Below are 1,831 nucleotides of genomic sequence, written 5' to 3'. Positions count from 1 at the left end.
CGTCCGCACCGTCGAGTTCGTCAACCTCGACGTGCTCCTGCCCACCTGCGCCGCCATCATCCACCACGGCGGATCAGGCACCTCCCAGACCGCACTCATCCACGGCGTACCCCAGGTCATCGTGCCGTACAAGCTGTGGTGCAACGGCCCGCGGGCCGAACGCATGGAGCGCGCCGGGGTGGCGGTGTGCGGGGTCGCGGGACGGTCCGCGGCGAGCGAGGTGCGGGCGTTGATCCGACGCGTCCTCGACGAGCCGTCGTTCCGGGCCTGCGCCGGCGACCTGCGCCACGAGATGCTCGCCGCTTCGACCGCGGCGGAGCTGGTACCGGTGCTGCGGCGGCTCGCGCAGACCTGAACCGGCCGCCTCCTTGTCGGCTGCGGCCGGTTCACGGCCGGGCTCAGACCACCCGGACTTCCGGCACATACAGGATCCACTTGCCGCCGGCCTTCCGGAACTCCTGCTCCTTGGCGATGATCTCGTCGGCGTGGTTCCAGGCGAACAACAGCGCATAGTCGGGGTACGGGGCGGCGAACGCATCCCGCGACCGCACCGGGATGTGCGAACCGGGGGTCAGCCGGCCCTGCTTGTTCGGCGTCGTGTCGGAGATGAAGGAGATCAGGTCGGGTCCGATGCCGCAGTAGTTCGTCACCGTCGCGCTCTTCGCGGTCGCGCCGTAGCCGACCACCGTCTGGCCGTTGGCCTTCAACTGCCGCAGCAGCGTGGTCAGTTCCTCCCTGGCCTGCTCCACCCGGCCGACGAACTGCTTCAGCGTACCTTGCCCGGCGAGGTCACGGCCGTGCTCCTCGGCCACCAGCGCGGCGACCCGCGCGGAGGCTGGACGGGCGCCGCGCCGCGCGATCGTGTACCGCACTTCGCCGCCGTGCACTGGCAGCCGCTCGACGTCGACCAGTTCGAACCCGAACCGTGCCGCCATCGCCTGCACCGACACGGCCGAGAAGAAGTAGAAGTGCTCGTCGTAGATCTGGTCGAACGAGGTGCGGTCGACGATCTCGGCGAGGTACGGGTCCTCGAACACGAAGATGCCGTCGGGTGCCAGCAACTCGTCGACGCCGCGGAAGATCGAGTCGAGGTACGGGATGTGGCAGATGGTGTTCGCGGCGTAGATCACCTGCGCCGGCCCGGACGCGGCCCGGATCTGCTGTGCGGAGGATTCCTGGAAGAATTCGGTGGTCACCTGTACGCCGTAGGCGCGGGCGACCGCGGCGACGCTCTGCGAGGGCTCGACGCCCAGGTGCCGGATCCCGGCGTCGGCGATGACCTTCAGCATGACGCCGTCGTTGCAGCCCAACTCGACCAGAAACGCGTCGTCGCCGGTCAGCTCGGTGTCGATGAAGTGCTTGGCGGTCTGCTCGAAGTGCTTGCGCATGGTGGCCGAGCCCGACGACAGGTACGGGTAGTGCCCGTTGAACATCAGGTGCCGCGGAACCTCCTCGATCAGCTGCACCATCGAGCACTGCCCGCACACCCCGACGGCCAGGCGGAAGAAGAACTCGTCGCCGACGTAGTCCGGCTCCAGAAAGCCGCTGGACAGCGGCTGCGGGCCGAAGTCACAGAACTCGCGCAGTTCCCCACCGCACGTCCGACAACTCAACATGACCGGTACCCCATTCTCGTGCGGCTGCTGTCGATCCGGTTACCGTCGGCCAAGGCGCTGGTCGTCAGCTCAACGACGACTGGACGGCGGCTACAGATCTTGAATAGTCAGGTTCGTCCTATGTGGTTTGCGTGATGATCTTGGGCGGGGGTAGATCGATGGGATGAGGTATCCCGATGGAGGTGGGTTGTCCGCGCGGGGGCGGGCGAAGCGCG

At 67.7% G+C, this 1,831-nt stretch carries 2 protein-coding genes; one reads left to right on the top strand and one right to left on the bottom strand.

Features of this window, described 5'->3' with window-relative positions; translation table 11 throughout:
- On the top strand, positions 1–355 hold a 355-nt coding region (locus tag ABD52_RS37110; protein WP_047894856.1), incomplete at its 5' end, for a nucleotide disphospho-sugar-binding domain-containing protein.
- 43 nt (positions 356–398) lie between these two features.
- Here ABD52_RS37110 and ABD52_RS37105 read toward each other — a convergent pair.
- Positions 399–1,616 (bottom strand): class I SAM-dependent methyltransferase, encoded by a 1,218-nt coding sequence (locus tag ABD52_RS37105; protein WP_013287160.1) that lies wholly within the window; start codon positions 1,614–1,616, stop codon positions 399–401.
- Between the last annotated feature and the right edge of the window lie 215 nt (positions 1,617–1,831).

It is taken from the genome of Micromonospora sp. RV43 (assembly GCF_001029515.1).
Lineage (GTDB): Bacteria > Actinomycetota > Actinomycetes > Mycobacteriales > Micromonosporaceae > Micromonospora > Micromonospora aurantiaca.
Note: the sequence above shows the minus strand (reverse complement) of the source record. Positions and strands in the feature narration are given on the sequence as shown.